Genomic DNA, 254 nt, shown 5'->3' with positions numbered 1-254 from the left:
TCACGTTGTCGGTCAGTTCCTTCCAGGTGCCGGCCACGCCCTTCACCTGCGCCTGACCGCCCAGCTTGCCTTCCGTACCCACCTCGCGCGCCACGCGGGTCACTTCCGAGGCGAACGAGTTCAGCTGATCCACCATGGTGTTGATGGTGTTCTTCAGCTCCAGGATCTCGCCCTTCACGTCCACGGTGATCTTGCGGCTCAGGTCGCCGTTGGCCACGGCGGTGGTCACCTCGGCGATGTTCCGCACCTGGCCG

The 254-nt window shown here is 65.0% G+C and carries 1 protein-coding gene; it reads right to left on the bottom strand.

Going from position 1 to position 254, the window contains the following annotated elements; translation table 11 throughout:
• Nucleotides 1–254: HAMP domain-containing protein (locus tag AX721_RS00075; RefSeq protein ID WP_156466925.1), on the bottom strand; the 254-nt coding region annotated here is incomplete at both ends.

This window comes from Phenylobacterium sp. CCH9-H3 (genome assembly GCF_001557235.1).
In the GTDB taxonomy this organism is placed as follows: Bacteria; Pseudomonadota; Alphaproteobacteria; order Caulobacterales; family Caulobacteraceae; genus Phenylobacterium.
The sequence above is the reverse complement of the archived record's forward strand: the minus strand, read 5'-3'. Positions and strand labels throughout refer to the sequence as shown.